This is a genomic window from Streptomyces sp. NPDC093598, from assembly GCF_044764825.1.
In the GTDB taxonomy this organism is placed as follows: domain Bacteria; phylum Actinomycetota; class Actinomycetes; order Streptomycetales; family Streptomycetaceae; genus Streptomyces.
The window spans coordinates 1131330-1148695 of record NZ_JBIWIV010000001.1; the positions used below are offsets into that span (position 1 = coordinate 1131330).

Sequence of the window (17366 nt, forward strand, 5' to 3'; positions counted from 1 at the left end):
GACTGGCGGCGGCCGGGCGCAGAGTCTGGGCCGCCTCTGGGCCGTCCGAGGACACCCGACGCCAATCAACAACGACAGAAGCCCACGGCATCCGACCTGGTGGGAGCCGTGGGCTTCGTCAGCGCCGCTGGTCAGCGGAAGGGCCGATCAGTACACCGGCCTGTGAGTAACCTCCCGGGCCGTCCTCGGGCCGTGGAAGGGCGCTCAACGATGACCAACGTCGACAGCTACCGACAGCTCAGCAGCAGGTCAGGGCGTTGATCGATAAGGCGGCCGCAGGTCACGGCCGCTCGTGATCAGTTGTGGCTGCACTGAGGGGGCCGCCCTCAGGTTCACCATGAGTGAGATCGCGTTCGATCACGGTCGAGAAGCCTCCGAATCAGCAAGAACGCGCCCACGGCGATCAGGGCCATCCCCATGATGATCACGGTAGCCCCGACGGCGATCAGAAGCGTCCCAATGAAGATCAGGAGCGTCCCTATGATGAATAGAAAGATCGCGAGGACGGTCACAGTTGTCTCCTGTCCTCCCTCCCGCTCTAACCCCTTCCCCGCTCCCGCGCCAATACTCTGCTGCACGCTACCGACGGCTTGCCACGGCAGGAGGAGCGGGTGCTCGGACGGCGTTACAGCCGACGGCAGTGACGGCAACGACAGCGGACGGCAGCGGCACTCAGCGGCCAGGCACGGCGGCGGCGCAGGACGGTCCGACCGGCATACCAGGCCCTGCCCGCATCTTCTAAGCGCTTGGCCGCAGGTTCGAGTCCTGCCGGGGGCGCAAGTCTCCGCCCTCCCGTTTGGGAGGGTTTTTTGCTGGTCAGGGCACATGTTAGACGGCATGGTGAAACCCCGGACGCCCTCTTGATGATCGAGGGCGGGCTCCGGGGCTGTCCGGCTGTTACCGGTCTCCGAACACCTGAGCTTCCCAAGCTGAGGGTCCAGGCAGACGCAATGCTCGGAGAGTAGGGATACGAATCTCCCGCGGCGCGCGTCCTCTCTATGCGTTGCCTCTGCGCTCGGTATGCCCCTGACTGTTTGGCACAGGTGCAACCGGACGAACCGCGGTGAAGTCTTGGAACTCGTCGCGGGTGGCGGAGAGCAACAGCAGCCACTCGTCGCAGCCCTGCCACGGATAGAGGTCGCCGGCCCCTCCGCGCACCACCTGCGGTCCGTCCCCGGTGCGGGGGCGCGCGTCCACCGGCGCGTCCGTGAAATGCGGGATCCACACGTCAGCGCAGATTTCATTTGCCGACCCCATCGCCGCCAGCCCGAAGGCATTCTCAGCCGCGGCAGTGCGCTCCTCGTCGGCGAAGTCGTCCAGCACCTGGTCCTCGTCCGGTCTCGCGTCCCCGCGGAAGGTCAGAGTGGTCGTGCCCGCCCGGGCCGCATATTCCCACTCCGCCTCGCTGGGCAGCCGGAAGGGCAACGTCTCCAGCAGGTCATCCAAGTCGTCCTCGAACCGGGCCGTGCTCGAGGCCGAGTCGGCAAAGCTGTCCTCGTACTCAGGCAGCCAGTGCCGTACTTGCGCCACCGTAAGGGGATGCCGGGCAATCAGGAATGGCTCGACCCGCACTTCTCGCACCGGCCGGGCCCGGACAGCACCAGCGAAGAACGATTCGAGATCGTCATCGGCGTCGTCGGCCCGCTCGATGGCACGAACGGCCTCCAGTTCTTCGTCGGACAAGCCCATCCGGAACGTCCCACCGGGGATGGCCCGGAAGACCACTCCGGAGGGCGTGTGCCGCCAAGCCGGTCGGCCGGCCACGATCTCTTGAGCCCACATGGTGCCGGACGCTAGCAGCCAGGCACTCCGGATGAAGGACGGGCTCCGATCCCATCGCACGGCCATAGAGCTACGGGCCAGAAGACTTCTCCCACGGCTGACATCAACGACGCCGGACGAGGGCGTACACCAGCACTTCCGTCTGGCCGCCGCAGCAGTCGACGACGGTACCCGGAGCGGACTCGGACCGACAGAAACCAGCAAGTGAGCCACATTGCTCGGCGGCAGAGCTTGGAGCAGTCTTCGACGTCAGCGAGAAGTTGCCCTCGATCGGCAGCTGCTCTGAACCCTGGCGGTCACCCGCGTGGGGCCCATACGGACTCCGATGTGGACTTCCGCCACGTGAGCGCTCTTCGAACCGGCCGCAGCGGCTCGGTGATGCCCACCGGGTGACGGCTCAGGCGCCGGGCGCCCGGTAGTCCACCTCCTGACGGACCGCCTCGTCGATCTCCTCGGCCGTCAGCAACGCAACCGTGTTCGTGCGCACGCCACCGGCCGCCGACGTGACCAGCCCCAGGGCCGCGGCGGAGGTATTGCCTGGCAGATCCGCCGTGAGGTAGAAGTCCTCCTCGCCGAGTGCCCAGTACGCCGATTCGAGCCGGCCACCCATGCTCTGGACCAACCGCTCGACGACCTCACGGCGCGCGGTGCCGCCCTCTTCAAGCAGGCCCTTCAGTCCGTCCACGGTCAACTTGACCTTGAAGAGGTACTTCGGCATGGGTTCCGCCTTTCACGTCTCGCGCGGCTCTCGCGTCTGTCACATATGCCTCGTCATCACCCTCACTCCGCATTCTCCCTACTCCTCCGCGTCCGCGTCGCGAAGTCCGCCGCCATACGGCTTACGTCCCGACCAAGGCGCGGTCAGCCCACCGAGGCACACGGCCACCAGAACAAAATCGTCGGGGGGATGCGTAAGTGACTATGTCCGGCCGTCGCAGCAGTCGACGGCCACAGTCGGAGCGGGCGCGGATCGAACTCCTGAAGCGGTGGTCACCAGGCCCAGCCCCATTGCGAGCGGGCCAAGGGCACGCCAGAAGGCGCAAGCGCGCAGCCGGCACGGCCGTCGCCACCACCAGGTGGCCGACGCCGTCGCGGTTGGCGGCCGTGGTCACCACCGAAGCCACGAGGAAGCCAACCGGCACCGGAGTGGTCGGGTGACCGGGACGGCCTTCCGGCGCCGCCGCCCGAGCGCGATCATGACCCCTGGAACCCAACCGTGGGCGGACCACGGGCCATGAGAGGGGCATGACGTGCGGCTGCGCTGTGCTGTGCTGAACGACTTCCAGAACGTGGCGACCGAGGTCGCCGACTGGTCACCGATCGCGGACGACGTCGAGGTCGTTCCCTTCGACACCCACATCGCCGGCGAGGACGCCCTGGCCACCGCACTCGCCGACTTCGACCTCGTGGTGACCCTGCGGGAGCGCGTGCCCTTTCCCGGGTCGCTGATCGCCCGCCTGCCCCGGCTGAAACTGATCGTCGCCTCCGGCATGCGCAACTCGGTCATCGACTACGCGGCCGCCGAGGAGCACGGCGTCATCGTGTGCGGCACCACCAGTTCCTCCACCCCGCCCGTGGAACTGACCTGGGCTCTGCTGCTCGGGCTCGCCCGCGGCCTCGTCGAGGAGAGCAACGCCCTGCGCTCCGGCGGCCCCTGGCAGTCCACCGTAGGCGCCGACCTGCACGGCCGCCGTCTCGGACTCCTCGGTCTCGGCAAGATCGGCAGCCGTGTGGCCAGGGTCGGCCTCGCCTTCGGCATGCATGTCAGCGCGTGGAGTCAGAACCTCACCTCGGAGCGCACCGACGAGGTCGGCGTCGAACTCGCCATCTCCCTGGAGGAGCTCCTCACCGGCAGCGACTTCGTCTCGGTCCACCTCGCGCTGAGCGACCGCACCCGCGGACTGCTCGGAGCCGCCGAACTCGCCCTCCTCAGGCCGACGACGTACCTGATCAACACCTCGCGCGCGGCCATCGTCGACCAGGACGCCCTGCTCGCCGCCCTGCACGAGGGCCGGATCGCCGGCGCCGGGGTCGACGTCTTCGACATCGAGCCGCTGCCCGCCGACCACCCGATGCGCACCGCCCCCCGCCTCCTCGCCACCCCGCACCTCGGCTACGTCTCGCAGGCCAACTACGCGACGTACTACGGGCAGGCGGTCGAGAACATCCGCGCGTTCCTCGCGGGCGCGCCCGTGCGACGGCTGCCTTGACGATCTGTCATGGGTGTACTGACTCCCGTCCGGCGCCGCGCTCCGGCCCAACGACAGCAGCCCGTGGGACCGGTGAAACACGAGGATGGCCGGGACCCGGTACCGGGTCCCGGCCATCCTCCGCTGCGCAGAGCGACTGACGCGACGGTGCCGACGTGAACAAGAGCCGTTCGGCCGCCTGTGGCAAACGTCAGGACTTCTGGCCAGGGACGACAACGCTGCTGACGCAGGTGACCTGGCTGTTCGAAGCCGGACAGGTCTGCGTCGACTCGTTGACGATCTTGACGTTCCCGTGCTTGTCGCTGGTGACCTGATACTCGCTCACCTGCACACAGCGAACGTGGCCCTTGCCGTCGTCGACGCACCGGCCCGGGCCGGCCTCGGCGAAGGCCTGGACGGTACCGACACCGACCAGAGCAAAGCTACCCAGGACTCCCGCTGCCGCTGCGATCTTTCTTGAACTGAACATCTACCTTTTCCTTTACGGTCGGCCCCCGTTGCTGGACGGCGGAGCCGTTCCGACGCTTGGTTCGGCGAACAAGCCAGTCAGCAGGCCCGGAACTCGGCACCAGGTGCGAGCCCCGGGCCTGCCTGGATCACCTGATCAGTGATCAACGACCGCCGAGGGCGAAGTTCTGCGTGCAAGTCACGGACTTGCGCTCGCTCTGGTCGTTGGTCTGGAGGCCGAGGATGTTGATGGCGAGGTTCAGGTCATCGATGGCGATGAGCCCAGCCGTCTTCGAGTCGTTCGACTCGCACGACTGGCTCTGCTTGTTGTCGAGCTTGAACTTCTCGTCGCCGTCCGCAGCCTGGCCGACGCCGGCGCCCAGGAAACTCACACTGCCGAGCATGGCCGCGACGACTACGGTCCTCTGGTACTTGCGCATTACTTCTCCGATCTGTCGACACAGCCCGTGATGGGCTGGTCACTGACAGTTGCAAACACTAGGCGATGAACGCGGTTCTCGACAGACGAAACGCCCAATCACGCAACTGCTATAAAAAAAGCCCCGTTGCCACCCTTGTGCGCAGACACCGGACAACCGCCCCGGGCGGTCAGCCTCGGCAGATTGCCGCCCCGGTAGCCGCCTGGTGCGACAGACGGCCCTGTGCCGCAGACACGCGACACGCGACACGCGACCGTCACCGTCACCGGGGGCGGCCGAACGTCGACGAGGAGACGGCGACGGCACTACCGCGCCGGCTCATCGCCACATGCAACCGACCTGGACTCTGCGACACCGAAGAGCCAGACGGCACGCCTCGGGGCTCGGACACCAGGTCCGAGCCCCGAGAGATCTGCCTACATCACCGTGTCAACGGTCACTTGCCGCCGAAGGCGAAGGCCTGGGTGCAGGTCTGCGACTTGCGCTCGCTCTGGTCGTTGGACTGCACGCCGAGGACGTTGATCCCGACCAGGACGTCGTCAGCAGCGATGAGGCCACCCGTGGTGGTCTCGTTCTGCGTGCAGGACTGGTCCTGCTCGTTCTCGACCTTGACCTTGTGCCCGTCCGAAGCGTGGCCGACGCCGGCGCCCAGGAAGCTGACGCTGCCGAGCATGGCCACGACGACCGCGGCCTTCTGGTACTTGCGCATTACTTCTCCGATTCTCGAGTCGACGCGGACCGTTATGGCCCGGTCACTTACAGTCGCTACGATAAGCGTCGTTTGCGGCTTTTGTCACGCGAAACGCCCTGCAGCGTGGCTTTCTTGTGAACGTGCACTTCATGGCGTTGCCGTGCATGCGTCGATGGGTCCATGCCGGGCCGCCGCGCCGAACCGGCTGCTGTCCCGCCCGTGCGCCTGGCAGAAGGCCGGGAACGAGCAGAGGACGGCCATCAACACCCATTCGGCGGAGTCCCCGTTCAAGACGGGTGATCCGGAGAAGATTTCTCGTGACCGGTTGGGGATCGTCGCGTTGAACGGGCAGTGCGGCGCTCGTACTGCTGCCGCACTTACCTAGTCAGTAAGGGAGAACGTGATGTCTCGCATCGCGAAGGTTGGCGCTGTCGCTCTCGGCACGAGCGCCGTGGTGCTCAGTGGGGCCGGTCTCGCCTCGGCCGACGCCGGCGCCAAGGGCGCGGCCATCGGCTCGCCCGGCGTCCTGTCCGGCAACGTGGTTCAGGTGCCGGTCCACGTGCCGATCAACGTGTGCGGCAACACCGTCAACTTGGTCGGCCTGCTGAACCCGGCTTTCGGCAACGAGTGCAAGAACGAGGGCCACAAGAAGGACCACAAGGACAACAAGAAGAGCGGCAAGAAGAGCGGTCACCGCCACTGACTTGCACTGTCCTCCCCGAGAGCCCCGGCCCCCTGAGGCCGGGGCTCTCCCCGTGTGCCCGGTGAAAGCCCGTGTCACCTCACGCGTAGCGGTAGATCCGGCCGACGTCCTCCAGTTCCGCCGGCGTCACGTCCCACGGCGGCAGGCTCTGGCGCCGCGCCACGATCCGGCCGTGCTGCCGATCGCCCCGGCGCGGCGGCGTCGCGGGGAGGTAGCCGGCACCGCGGTGCCGGCGTTGCCAGCGGTACCACTGGAGGTCGATGAAGGCGTGGTGCAACCAGAACGCGGGGTCGTTGACGGAGGCGCCGCCGAGCATGTCCCCGCCGACCCAGCCGTGCACCCGGTTGTGGTTGCGCCAGACCGTGTCGCCGCGGCGGGTGCCCCAGCCCTCCAGTTTGTTGCGGAAACCCCGGGTGACCGTCGAGTCCCAGGGCGCCACGTCGTAGACGGGGTCCTTCAGCGCCCACTCCAGCTCGCTCTTCGTGGGCAGGCCGATCGGGTTGCGGGGGCGTCCGAGGTCCCGGGTGAGGAACACCCTGTCGGTCACGTTCACCTTGATGGTCCAGTTGCCTTCCCGGTAGGCGAACGGACCTGTCATCACCTGGTGGTCGGAACGGCGCCCGTCACCCCCGAGGAAATGGGTCGTCCAGGGCGTGGAGGTGGTCTTGCGGTCGCGCGTCCAGTCCCAGTACGGCAGCGTTACCGAGGAGTCCACCCGGCGCAGCGCGCGCTCCAGGTCGAGCAGGAACCGGCGGTGCCAGGGCAGGAACGAGGGCGCCATGTGCGCGGCGCGCAGGCCGTGCTCGCCGTCCGCGGTGAAGTACTCGATGTGCATCCGCACGAACTCGTCGTACTCGCCCCGCCGTTTGACCTCCAGCAGCGCCTTGACGAACCGCCGCTGCTCGGCTCTGGTGAGCGTACCGACGTCCCTACGTACGTACGCCACGCCGGTTCTCCGTGTGCACGTGGGCCGCGCTTCCGGGGGCCGGCTCGCGCAGTCGCCCGCCGGGGCCGAGTGCGTCGACGGCGGCGCGGGCGGCCTCGAGCGGCGAGGGATAGGAGCAGTAGTGGTCGACCATGCTCAGCCAGGTGCCGTCGGCCCGGCGCATCAGGTGCAGAGGGCGGCCGTCCACGGTGACGTGCCAGCGGCCCTGCCCGGACCGGCCGTGCGGCGGGGTCCACACCATGCCGATGCGGCGGCCGCGATAGGTCTCGGCGAAGACGGTGCCGCTCGGGGCGTCCCCGGGCCCGGGGCGCTGCGACCGGAGGGCGGCGGCCACCGGGGCCGCCACGGCGGCGGCGAAGGCGCAGATCCGCAGACCGCGCGTCACCTCCCGCCGGGTGCGGCCCGGTCCGGGCCGCGCCGGGGCCGGCGCCCCGCCCCCCGCCTGTCCTTCGCCGATGCTGACGGCCATGGTCCACTCCTCGTCCGGTTCCGGTGTCGTAGCCGTAACCGCCGGACATCCCGCGCGGTCACCGCCGCGCGGCCAGACAAGTGAACGCCGGTGGCCGTTCCCCGAGGGGAGGGAGCAGAGGTGGACATGTACGGAGGGCCGGTCCTCGGATTTTCCGAGGACCGGCCCTCCGTACGGCGTTGTCTTCGCCCTAGAACCACAGGTTGCCGTGCACCGGCTTGGCGTCGTTGACCGCGGACGCGGCGTTCTTCGCCGTGTGGACCAGCGACTCCTTGCCTTCGGCGGTCACGTCCAGGGGGACCTTGGTGCTCACGCCGCCGGTGAGGTCGGTGGACGCCAGGTCGCGGGTGCTCTCAGGGGCCGGAGCAGGCTGAGGAGCGGGGGCGGGCTGAGCAACCGGGGCGGGCGGAGCAGGCGGCGCAACCGGGGCGCTCTGCACAGCCGGAGCAGGCTGAGCGACCGGAGCCGGCTGAGGAGCCGGAGCGGGCTGGGCAACCGGGGCACTCTGCACAGCCGGAGCGCTCTGGGCGACGGGAGCACTCTGAACCGGAGCCGCCTGAGTAACCGGAGCCGCCTGGGCAACCGGAGCCGCCTGGGCGACCGGGGCCGCCTGGGCGACCGGGGCCGCCTGCGGAGCCGGGGCAGCCTGCACGTCCGGAGCGCTCTGAGCGGCGGGGGCGATGCCCGGAGCGACCATGGCGTCCTGGGCGAACGCCGGCGTGGCGGAACCGGCGGCGATCAGGGATCCGGCAAAGACGGCGGCAGCCTTCAGAGACTTCATCGTGTTCCTTTCTTCGGCAACGCGCGTCGCCGGAGGGGATTCTGTCGCCGTGCCTAACGAGCCCTGGCCTGGGCGGAAACCGGAGATGCCGAAGATTGCCAATACCTCATACGAAATCTATTAAAGGACTGAAGAACAACAGTCGTGGCGCCGCTCGCCTGCGGTCGGCACCACGACTGGAAACAGGCTCAAGGGGTCGGCGGCAGCGCCGGCGTCAGCAGCGGCGCCTCGGGGAACGTGACGGCCGGCTGCGCGGCTTCCGAGGTCGACGACGGGGTGAGCGACTCGCCGGACAACTCGTCGGACGGTGCCGAGGCATCGGGTTCGTCCTGGAGCGACAGGTCGCCTCCGGTCAGCGCGCCGAGGAGGTCGCCCACCCCGTTCAGCAGGCCGTCGACCGCGGGCAGGACGCCGCCGAGACCAGAGGTGATCACCTGGAGGAGGCCGTCGACCGTGCCGAGGACGAGGTCCAGCAGGTCGGTCACGGGGTCGGCGGCGCGCGGCACCGACACCCCGGGCACCGCGGCGGGCAGGGCGGGAGCCGGCAGCCGCACCACCGTCGACATGAGCGAGGTTTCCGCGTCCTTGGCAGCCGCCTCGGTCAGGGCGGCCTTCGCGGCGGCTCCCAGCTTCCTGGCCTCGGCCGGGGGCAGTGTGCCGTTGTCGTCCCGGAGCACGGCCGTCAGCAGGTCGGCGACGGGGGTGAGCTCGCCCCAGTTCAGTTTCTCGATCTGCGCGAGTCGCACATCCGCGCCGGGAAGCCGGGTCTCGGGCGCCACATGGCCGTGCCCGCGGGACGATTCGGCCGCCATGGCGACGGGGCCGGTGATCCCGACCAGAAGGGCGGCGCAGAGCGCGCCGGAAGCGATGCGCCGCACGGGCAGAGCACACATGGGGATTCCTTTCGACGGCGTTGGATCTTGAGCCCACCGTGAAAGCCCCCAGGGCTTCCCGCAACCGCTCATACGCTTTTCGGGATTCCATAATTCCCTCTTTCGCCGCGTCCGGCCTGATCAGACGGTTTGTCAGGGCGCACCGCTCCGATCCCTGACGGAGCAAGGCGGCGGTCCGCGCCGAGCGGAGGCGCGTCCCGAGGGCGAGTCGGCGGGCGAAACCAGCAAATGCTTGCGATTTCACGATTCCGACACACTGTCAGGTTTCACCGAATTTCATCGACTATGTCCGGTTGATGACTAGAGTTGCGAACCGCCCGACGCACTCCTCAGCGCGGACACATCGCACTCGTGGCGCTCTGCCACGGCCACCTGTTCCGAAAGGGCAACAACCGGTCATGCGCCATTCCCTGGGCCCGCTGTTTCGCCGCGCGACCGTGGGCGTCCTCGCCCTTGCCGCCGTGTGGGCAGCCAGCAGTTCCCCCGCGGCCGCACCGGCTGCCGCACCCGCACCGGAGGCCGAGAGCATCGGCTTCGCCGAGCGGTACCGCACGCTCCAGCACGGCGGCATCGTACGCGCGGCCAACGCATCGATCACCTGCCGCACGGCCCAGCGCCCTGCGTGTCCGGACGCCCAGGCAGGCGGCTTCGGTGTGAACGGCGACTTCGACATGTTCTACGTCGACGTCGACCGCGACCCCAACACGTACAACTCCTCCCGCGCGGAGGTCCGCCTCCCCAACGGCTCCCGCGTGACGTACGCGCGCCTCTACTGGGGCGGCAACCTGCGCGTGGGCGAGCAGAAGCCGCCGGAGGACAACGGGCGCGTGCTGATCGCCGAACCCGGCGGCGAGTACAAGCAGGTGCTCGCGGACACGATGGTCGGACACCGCGTCCTGGACGGCATGGACGCCTTCCAGGCCTCGGCCGACGTGACACGGCTGGTGCGGGAGGGCGGAGCGGGCCTGTACACCGTGGCGCAGGTCAACGTCGCCATGGGCAGGTCGACGGCCGGCGCCTGGGGCGGCTGGACGCTCGTGGTGGCCTACGAGAACCCGGCGGAGCCACTGCGGCACCTCGCGGTCTGGGACGGCTTCACCCCGCTGATGTCCGGTACGGGACAGGAGGTCCGCCTGTCCGGCCTGGGCTTCGCCGCGGGCGCGTGGGGACGTGCGGGCCTGGTGACGTACAACGGCGACCGCGGCACCACCGGCGACTCGCTCACCGTGACGACCGGCCAGTCCGAGTCCGCCCTCACCAACGCCGCCAACCCCCGGGACGACGTCCTCAATTCGACCATCAGTGAGCCCGGGGCGGATGCGGCACGTGTGCCCGCCTACGGCAACAACCTCGGCTACGACTCCGACGTGTTCGACCTCGCCGGCGGCCTGCAGCAGGCCGGTGACGAGGCGACCTTCCGGATCCGGTCTCAGCAGGACGCGGCGTGGGCCGGCGTGCTCTTCGTCGCCGTCGACGCACGGCGGTGAGTACGCCGCCGCCCGCCCCGAACGCCTTCGCGAGCGAGGAATCCGCGCACATGCACCTGTCATCCACCGCACCCCACCCCAGAGTCCTGCACCTCACCCAGCCGGTGGACGGCGGCGTCGCGCGCGTCGTCACGGACCTGGTCCAGGCACAGCTGTCGGACGGCCTGGACGTCACCGTGGCCTGCCCCGACAGCGCGCTCACCACGAAACTCCGTGGGCTCGGCGCGCGGGTACGGCACTGGCACGCGACGCGGTCGCCCGGCACCTCGCTCTTCCGGGAGGTACGGCACCTGGCACAGGTGATCGACGAGGTGCGTCCGGATCTGGTGCACGCGCACAGCGCGAAGGCCGGACTCGCCGGACGCCTCGCGGTACGCGGGCGGATCCCGACGGTCTTCCAGCCGCACGCCTGGTCGTTCGAGGCGGTCGGCGGGGGCACCGCGGCCCTGGCGCTCATGTGGGAGCGCTGGGGGGCGCGGTGGGCCTCCCGTGTGCTGTGTGTGAGTGAGGCCGAGCGCGCGACCGGCGTGCACGCCAGGATCACCGGCCGGTGGACCGTCGTCCCCAACGGCATCGACCCGGAACGCTTCCGTCCGGCCGCCGCGGACGCCGTACGGGCCGGGCTCGCCCCGCTCGCCGGCATCCACCCGGCGGCACCGCTCGCCGTGTGCGTGGGGCGGTTGTGCCGGCAGAAGGGCCAGGACGTCCTGCTGCGGGCGTGGGAAACCGTCGAACGGCAGGTGCCCGACGCCCGCCTCGTCCTGGTCGGCGACGGGCCGGACCACGACCGGCTTCGCGAGAGCGCCCCGAAGTCCGTGGTGTTCGCCGGAGCCGTCGCCGACGCCTCCCCTTGGTACCAGGCCGCCGATCTCGTCGTCCTGCCGTCCCGCTGGGAGGGCATGGCCCTGGCACCGCTGGAGGCGATGGCCTGCGGGCGGCCGGTGGTGGTCACGGACGTCGACGGCGCCCGCGAGAGCCTGCCGCCCTCCTCCTCCGCCCGCTGCCTGGTCCCGCCGGAGGACCCGGCGGCCCTGGCCGCGGCCGTCACCGCACTGCTGGCGGACCCGCTGCTGCGCGAGTCGCTCGGCGACCAGGGCCGCCGGCACGTGCTGTCCACCCACGACGTGCGGTACACCGCCGAGGCCGTCTCGGACGTCTATCGCGACCTGCTCGGCCCATGGACCGCCACCACCCCCAGCGCTGAGCCCGGTCGGCCGCTCGACACCGGACGTGGCGCCGAGGCGAACCGGACGACACAGCGCGTCGAGCCCACCGAGTACAGGGAGTCCATCCACTCGTGACCGCCGAACGTACCGTGCCCTCCCCCGGCGTACCGCCACGGGACCACGGATCCTCACCAGTCTCGGTCATGCCGCCGCGCGGCACCGCCACCGGTCTCCGGCCGTCCGCCCCGCGGCACCCGGCCCGGCCGGCCTCACCCCTCCCGCTGCTCGTCGCCGACGGCTCGGCAGCCCTGGCGGGCACCCTCGCGCTGACCGAGGCCCAGCGCCATCCGCTCCTCGTCACGCTGCTGATCGTCGCCTCGCTGCTGCTGCGCCGGCGCGACGGGCGGCCACCGGTACCCGGACTGCTGGAGGAACTGCCCGCCGTGTGCGGTCGCATCGCGGTGGCCTGGCTGGCGCTCGCGGCGCTCCTGGCGGCGTACCGGCCGGAGCACGCGTTGTCCCTCCGTACCGTGCTGACGGGCCTCGCTCTGCACGCGGTGGCCGGCTGCGCGCTGCGCGGAGCCGTGCACGCCCGGCGCCGCGCCGTGCTGCTGCGCCACCCGCACACCGCACTCGTCCTCGGCCCGGTCACGACCGCGCAGCGCGTGGCCGCCGCCGTACTGCGTCACCCGCGGTGCGGTGTGCGGCCGGTGGGGATCGTCGCCGAGCAGCCGGACGGCACCGAGACCCTGCCGGTGCTGACGAGCGCCGAGGAGGTCGAGCGCGCGGTCATCCAGAACGGGGTCCGGGCGGTGCTGGCCGTGCACCCCTCCGTACGCGCCGAACAGGAGCCGCTGCTGCGGGCGCTGGCCGAGTCGGGCTGCGTGGTCTGGGAGGTCGATGCCGACTCCCCGTCGTACGCGACGCGGGAGCGGCTCGCCGGGTTCTCCTGCCGGCGGCTGGACATGTCCACGGCCCGGCGGGACAGCGTGGCCAAACGGGCGCTCGACATCCTTGTGTCGGGGACGCTGTTGCTGCTGGTGAGCCCGCTGCTGCTGACCTTCGCCGCGGTGCTGCGGATCAGCGACGGGCCGGGCGTGGTGTTCCGGCAGGAGCGCATCGGCAGGGGCGGCAAGCCCTTCACGCTGCTGAAGTTCCGTACGCACCGCCCGGTCGACGAGCACGAGTCGGCGACCCGGTGGAGCGTGGCGAACGAGAACGAGATGCGCTGGTTCTGCCGGATGCTGCGGCGCACCTCGCTCGACGAACTGCTCCAGCTGTGGAACGTGCTGCGCGGCGACATGAGCCTGGTCGGACCGCGGCCCGAACGCCCCTACTTCGTCGCCCAGTTCGGCCAGACCTACCCCGGTTACACGGTCCGCCACCGCATGCGGACCGGCATCACCGGCCTCGCCCAGATCCACGGTCTGCGCGGTGACACCTCGATCGAGGACCGCTGCCGGTTCGACAACGCCTACATCGACGACTGGTCCCTGTGGCAGGACGTCTGCATCCTGCTGCGCACCGCCGCCACGGTGGTACGTCCCACGGGGAGCTGACAGAGGTGAGCCTCGCACTGACACCGCTTCCCCACCGCGTCGCCGCGCTGACACCGGTCCTGCTGGTGGTGGCCGTACCCGCCCTGCTGGCGCTGCCGCTGACACGGGACGGCGCGGGGCCCGCCGACGTGCTCTCCGGGCTGGTGGTGGTGTACTGCGTGCTCCGTCTCCTGCTCGAACGGCGGCGCCCGCTGTCGCCCGCCGCTGCCGTGGTGCTGGGCCTGCCGGTCGTGGGGCTCGCGCTCGCCGCCATGGGGGCGTTCTCGTCCCAGGCAGGGCTCACCGGCCTGGGACGCTATCTGCAGACCTTCGTACTCGTTCCGGCGGCCGTGCTGCTGCTGCTCCGCGACCGGACCGGCTTCCGGATGGTGGCCTGGTCCTGCGTGGGGCTCGGTCTGTGTCAGGGGGCCGTCGGGGTCCACCAGTTCCTCACCCGGACCGGTGCCTCCTACCAGGGCGCGAACATCCGGGCGGTGGGCACCTTCGGGCCGCAGGACGTGATGGGCATGGCGACGGCGGTCTCCCTCGGCCTGGTGTGCGCGGTCGGGATCGCGCTGGGCCGGGTGTCCGTACGGCAGCGGGTGGCCGCCGCCGCGTGCGCTTCGGTGCTGCTGCTGCCGCTCGCGCTCTCCTTCAGCCGGGGAGCCTGGATCGCGACCGCCCTGACGTGCACCGTGCAGCTTGTTCTGACCGGATGGCGGCGCGCGCTCAAGGCGGCCGCCGCCGCGGTCGCCGCCGGCGTGATCCTGGTGGGCGGGTTCGGCGTGGGCTCGGCGCTTCTGCAACAGCGGATCGGCAGCATCGCGCAGGTCGCCGACGCCCCCGACCAGTCCGTCGTCGACCGGTACACCCTGTGGGCGTCCGCCACGGAGATCTGGCGGCAGCACCCGCTGACAGGTGTCGGGCTGAAGGGCTTCCCCGAGTACCGGGACGGGCACGCGACGCTTGCGCTGTCGTCGGGCAGCGAGACCGAGGGCGCGGGAGCGGCGTACCAGAGGCAGCCGCTGCTGTCTCCGCACAACATGTACCTGCTGGTGCTGAGCGAGCAGGGCCTGATCGGGCTGCTCGCGCTCGCCGGAAGCTGGCTGGCGCTGCTGGTGTGCGGGGTGCGGCGGCTGGTGCGCGTCCGCGACCGCGGCCCGGGACTCGACTGCGGGCTCGTCGCCTGCGGGCTGCTGGTCTGGCTGCTGACGGACTTCATGTACGGAGACATCGGCGGCCCCTCGACCGTGCTGATCGCCGTGGCCATGGGACTCGGGGCGTGGTGGGCGCTGACCTGCGACGCGCGGGTGGAGGCGCCCCGCTGCGGGGTGCCTCAGCGTGCCGAGGAGGCCCTGGCGCGATGACGGTGGTGCCTTCGCAGTCCCCCGGCTCCGACACGGACGACGCGGCGACCGTGCCCCCGGCGCGTGCCGCCACCAAGGCCGGCGGCGGTGCCGACCAGGCCTCGGCGTCGTCGTCGGTCTCCGGGAGCTTCCTGGCCAGGGCCGCGCTCGTCACGGCGTCGCTGTCCATCGCCGGTTCGCTGCTCGGCCTGGTGCGCGACCAGTCGCTGGCACGGCTGTTCGGCGCCGGGAGCGACACGGACGCCTTCCTGGTGGCGTGGACGGTTCCGGAGTTCGCCGCCACGCTGCTCATCGAGGACGGGCTCGCGATCGCGCTGATCCCGGCGTTCAGCATGGCGCTGGCCCGCCGTGCCCGGGGCGCACCGGGCGACCCGGTCCGCGCCCTGGTCGGCGCCACCCTGCCCCGGCTCTGCCTCGCCCTCGCCGCGGTGGCCGCGCTGATCGCCGGCACGGCCCCCTATCTGGTCCAGGCGCTCGCCCCCGGCCTGCCGGACCCCCGGCTCGCCGTCGACTGCACCCGGATCACGGCGACCTGCGTGCTGGCCTTCGGGCTCGCCGGGTACTGCAGTGCCGCCCTGCGGGCACACCGCTGTTTCCTCGCGCCGGCGGCGATCTACGTCGCCTACAACACCGGCATCATCGCCGCGATGTTCCTCCTCGGCGAGGGCTGGGGCGTGCGCTCCGCCGCGGTCGGGGTCGCGGCGGGCGGCTTTCTGATGGTGGCGGTGCAACTGCCGTCGCTGTGGCGGCGACTGACGTCGCGTACGCCGAGCCTCGCCAGGGCAGGGGCGGTGGTCGAGGAGCGGCCGATGCAGCTCGCCCTGGTCGCCGCGGTCCTCCTGTTCGCCCTGTGCCGACAGTCGCAGGTCCTCGTGGAACGCTTCCTCGCCTCCGGCCTGCCCGCCGGCGCCATCTCGCACCTGAACTACGCGCAGAAGGTCGCCCAGATCCCGATGACGCTGTCGCTGATGGTGTGCACCGTCACCTTTCCGGTGGTGGCGCGGGCCCTCGCGGACGGCGACACCGCGCGGGCCCGCAGCCGCGTGGAGCGGGATCTGACGCTCGCCTCGTGGCTGGTGCTGCTGGGCATGTGCGCGGTGATCGCCTGCGCACCCCAGATGATCGAACTGCTCTTCCAGCGCGGCGCGTTCACCGCGAGCGACACCGCCGCGACAGCGGGCGTCATGCGCGTGTACGCCCTCGGGCTGCTGGGCCAGACCCTGGTGGGCGCCTTCGTGCGGTCCTACTTCTCCGCGGGCCGGGCCAGCTGGTACCCCCTCGGCGCGATGGCGGCGGGCATCGCCGTGACGTCCTCGGTCGGCGCCGTCTGCGTGCACTCCTGGGGCGTGGCGGGCATCGCCGCCGCCAACGCCCTCGGCATCACCGGCACGGCCGCCCTGCTGCTCGCCGGGCTGCGAACGGGCCGGCTGAGCAGCCCGCAGAGCGTCTCGGTCCGTGTCCGCCAGGTCCTGGCAGAGCTGAGCAGGCTGGTGTCCGCCGCGGTCGTCGCCACGGCCGCGGGGGCGTTCGCCGCGAGCCGGCTGCCGTCCCCGGCGGCGGGCCTCGCAGCCGGCCTGTTGACCGTGACCTTCGTCTTCGTCCCGCTCACCTGGGCCCTCGGTGCCCAGAGTTCCGCGTCCGCTCTGCGCTCCCTACGCGCCGTCACACGAAGGCTCACACATGGCCGCTTCCGTTGATTCCCTGGACACCGGCAGACCCTCGGCCCCGCGCAAGGGTCCGGTCCCCTGGGTGGCGATGTACCACTCGGTGGGCGACTGCTCGGACGACCCGTACCGCATCACGGTCACGCCCGAACGGCTCGCCAGGCAGCTGGCCTGGCTGCGCCGGCACGGGTTGCGGGGCGTGTCCGTGACCGAGCTGCTCGCCGCCCGCGCCCGGGGCGAGGGGCGGAACCTGGTCGGGCTGACCTTCGACGACGGGTACGCCGACTTCGTCACCGACGCCCTGCCGCTGCTGCGCCGCTGGGACTGCGGCGCCACCCTCTTCGTGCTGCCCGGACGGCTCGGCGGCGACAACGCCTGGGATCCGCTCGGCCCGCGCAAGCCGCTGCTCACCGCCGACGGCATCCGGCACGCGGCCGCCGAAGGCGTGGAGATCGGCTCGCACGGGCTGACGCACGTCGACCTCACCAAGGCCGACGACCGCACGCTCGAGGCCGAGGTCGCCGAGAGCCGCGCACAGCTCCAGGAGCTGACCGGCGCCCCCGTCGACGGCTTCTGCTACCCGTACGGCACGATCGACGCCCGCGCCGTCGAGGCCGTACGGGCAGCGGGGTACGCCTACGCCTGCGCCATCGACCCCGGCCCGCTGACCGGTCCGCACGCCCTGCCGCGCGTGTACGTCGGCCAGGACGACACGGCGTGGCGCCTGTACCTCAAGTACGGGCTGCACCGGCTGCGCCGGCGCCCGGTGGAGGGCCTGTGAG

18 protein-coding genes are annotated in these 17366 nt (G+C 70.9%); 8 read left to right on the top strand and 10 right to left on the bottom strand.

The window, feature by feature from the left end:
- Window positions 1–332: 332 nt before the first annotated feature.
- The 3 genes from ACIRDU_RS05230 to ACIRDU_RS05240 form a co-directional block, all read right to left on the bottom strand.
- Window positions 333–512: a hypothetical protein gene (locus tag ACIRDU_RS05230; protein WP_403574621.1), complete on the bottom strand. Its 180-nt coding sequence runs from the start codon at window positions 510–512 to the stop codon at window positions 333–335.
- Window positions 513–996: 484 nt separating this feature from the next.
- The gene (locus ACIRDU_RS05235) at window positions 997–1689 is read right to left on the bottom strand and encodes a formylglycine-generating enzyme family protein (RefSeq protein ID WP_403574623.1); all 693 of its coding nucleotides are present in this window, start codon (window positions 1687–1689) and stop codon (window positions 997–999) included.
- A gap of 490 nt (window positions 1690–2179) precedes the next feature.
- Window positions 2180–2500: a GYD domain-containing protein gene (locus ACIRDU_RS05240; protein WP_184558278.1), complete on the bottom strand. Its 321-nt coding sequence runs from the start codon at window positions 2498–2500 to the stop codon at window positions 2180–2182.
- 532 nt (window positions 2501–3032) lie between these two features.
- On the opposite strand from ACIRDU_RS05240, the gene ACIRDU_RS05245 reads away from it, so the two are divergent.
- The gene (locus ACIRDU_RS05245; RefSeq protein WP_403574626.1) at window positions 3033–3992 is read left to right on the top strand and encodes a D-2-hydroxyacid dehydrogenase family protein; all 960 of its coding nucleotides are present in this window, start codon (window positions 3033–3035) and stop codon (window positions 3990–3992) included.
- A 190-nt stretch (window positions 3993–4182) separates the two neighbouring features.
- Here ACIRDU_RS05245 and ACIRDU_RS05250 read toward each other — a convergent pair whose 3' ends face one another.
- The 3 genes from ACIRDU_RS05250 to ACIRDU_RS05260 form a co-directional block, all read right to left on the bottom strand.
- Entirely contained in the window at window positions 4183–4461 is a 279-nt protein-coding gene (locus ACIRDU_RS05250; RefSeq protein ID WP_403574628.1) for a hypothetical protein, read from the bottom strand.
- A 142-nt stretch (window positions 4462–4603) separates the two neighbouring features.
- On the bottom strand, window positions 4604–4879 hold the full coding sequence (locus ACIRDU_RS05255) for a hypothetical protein (RefSeq protein ID WP_403574631.1): 276 nt from the start codon (window positions 4877–4879) through the stop codon (window positions 4604–4606).
- A gap of 436 nt (window positions 4880–5315) precedes the next feature.
- Window positions 5316–5588 carry a hypothetical protein gene (locus tag ACIRDU_RS05260; protein ID WP_403574634.1) on the bottom strand — a complete coding sequence of 91 codons (273 nt, stop codon included), beginning with the start codon at window positions 5586–5588 and terminating at the stop codon, window positions 5316–5318.
- Window positions 5589–5973: 385 nt separating this feature from the next.
- Between ACIRDU_RS05260 and ACIRDU_RS05265 the strand changes: the two genes are divergently transcribed.
- The gene (locus tag ACIRDU_RS05265; RefSeq protein WP_403574636.1) at window positions 5974–6273 is read left to right on the top strand and encodes a chaplin; all 300 of its coding nucleotides are present in this window, start codon (window positions 5974–5976) and stop codon (window positions 6271–6273) included.
- A 79-nt stretch (window positions 6274–6352) separates the two neighbouring features.
- Here the strand turns inward: ACIRDU_RS05265 and ACIRDU_RS05270 are convergent, their stop codons facing one another.
- The 4 genes from ACIRDU_RS05270 to ACIRDU_RS05285 all read right to left on the bottom strand — a co-directional run bounded on the left by ACIRDU_RS05270 (window position 6353) and on the right by ACIRDU_RS05285 (window position 9362).
- Window positions 6353–7219 carry a tyrosinase family protein gene (locus ACIRDU_RS05270; protein ID WP_403574639.1) on the bottom strand — a complete coding sequence of 289 codons (867 nt, stop codon included), beginning with the start codon at window positions 7217–7219 and terminating at the stop codon, window positions 6353–6355.
- Window positions 7203–7688: a tyrosinase family oxidase copper chaperone gene (locus tag ACIRDU_RS05275; protein ID WP_403574642.1), complete on the bottom strand. Its 486-nt coding sequence runs from the start codon at window positions 7686–7688 to the stop codon at window positions 7203–7205. Before ACIRDU_RS05275 ends, ACIRDU_RS05270 begins: the two co-directional genes overlap by 17 nt.
- A gap of 190 nt (window positions 7689–7878) precedes the next feature.
- Entirely contained in the window at window positions 7879–8001 is a 123-nt protein-coding gene (locus ACIRDU_RS05280) for a hypothetical protein (protein ID WP_267886808.1), read from the bottom strand.
- A gap of 656 nt (window positions 8002–8657) precedes the next feature.
- Entirely contained in the window at window positions 8658–9362 is a 705-nt protein-coding gene (locus tag ACIRDU_RS05285; RefSeq protein ID WP_403574644.1) for a hypothetical protein, read from the bottom strand.
- A 398-nt stretch (window positions 9363–9760) separates the two neighbouring features.
- On the opposite strand from ACIRDU_RS05285, the gene ACIRDU_RS05290 reads away from it, so the two are divergent.
- Genes ACIRDU_RS05290 through ACIRDU_RS05315 form a run of 6 tightly spaced genes read left to right on the top strand, consistent with a single transcriptional unit; the run spans window position 9761 to window position 17365 of the window.
- Window positions 9761–10849, top strand: coding sequence for a DUF3344 domain-containing protein (locus ACIRDU_RS05290; RefSeq protein ID WP_403574647.1), 1089 nt, complete (start codon window positions 9761–9763; stop codon window positions 10847–10849).
- A 50-nt stretch (window positions 10850–10899) separates the two neighbouring features.
- Window positions 10900–12150: a glycosyltransferase gene (locus tag ACIRDU_RS05295; protein ID WP_403574650.1), complete on the top strand. Its 1251-nt coding sequence runs from the start codon at window positions 10900–10902 to the stop codon at window positions 12148–12150.
- The gene (locus ACIRDU_RS05300) at window positions 12147–13574 is read left to right on the top strand and encodes an exopolysaccharide biosynthesis polyprenyl glycosylphosphotransferase (protein ID WP_403574653.1); all 1428 of its coding nucleotides are present in this window, start codon (window positions 12147–12149) and stop codon (window positions 13572–13574) included. The genes ACIRDU_RS05295 and ACIRDU_RS05300 overlap by 4 nt, the downstream gene beginning before the upstream one ends.
- Before the next feature lie 5 nt (window positions 13575–13579).
- Window positions 13580–14920 carry an O-antigen ligase family protein gene (locus ACIRDU_RS05305; protein WP_403574656.1) on the top strand — a complete coding sequence of 447 codons (1341 nt, stop codon included), beginning with the start codon at window positions 13580–13582 and terminating at the stop codon, window positions 14918–14920.
- Window positions 14917–16617 carry a lipid II flippase MurJ gene (locus ACIRDU_RS05310; RefSeq protein WP_403574659.1) on the top strand — a complete coding sequence of 567 codons (1701 nt, stop codon included), beginning with the start codon at window positions 14917–14919 and terminating at the stop codon, window positions 16615–16617. Before ACIRDU_RS05305 ends, ACIRDU_RS05310 begins: the two co-directional genes overlap by 4 nt.
- A complete protein-coding gene (locus ACIRDU_RS05315; RefSeq protein ID WP_403574661.1) occupies window positions 16601–17365 on the top strand; it encodes a polysaccharide deacetylase family protein in 765 nt (254 codons plus the stop codon). The genes ACIRDU_RS05310 and ACIRDU_RS05315 overlap by 17 nt, the downstream gene beginning before the upstream one ends.
- Window position 17366: the final 1 nt, after the last annotated feature.